A 255-nucleotide genomic window follows, 5' to 3' on the forward strand; every position below is an offset into this window, starting at 1 on the left:
ATGGCGCGAGACGGAATCGAACCGCCGACACATGGAGCTTCAATCCATTGCTCTACCAACTGAGCTACCGAGCCAAATTGCGGGAGCAGGATTTGAACCTACGACCTTCGGGTTATGAGCCCGACGAGCTACCGAGCTGCTCCATCCCGCGTTAATTTTAAAAAGGAGGATGTGGGATTCGAACCCACGCACGCTTTTACACGCCTGACGGTTTTCAAGACCGTTCCCTTCAGCCGGACTTGGGTAATCCTCCAA

At 53.7% G+C, this 255-nt stretch carries 3 tRNA genes; all 3 read right to left on the reverse strand.

From position 1 onward, the window contains the following. Position 1 precedes the first annotated feature (1 nt). A tRNA-Phe gene (locus tag HMPREF2926_RS05360) sits at positions 2-74 on the reverse strand. A 3-nt stretch (positions 75-77) separates the two neighbouring features. Then, positions 78-151: transfer RNA gene (locus HMPREF2926_RS05365), tRNA-Met, on the reverse strand. A 12-nt stretch (positions 152-163) separates the two neighbouring features. Continuing rightward, positions 164-253: transfer RNA gene (locus HMPREF2926_RS05370), tRNA-Ser, on the reverse strand. Between the last annotated feature and the right edge of the window lie 2 nt (positions 254-255).

It is taken from the genome of Streptococcus sp. HMSC078D09, from assembly GCF_001813675.1.
Lineage (GTDB): Bacteria > Bacillota > Bacilli > Lactobacillales > Streptococcaceae > Streptococcus.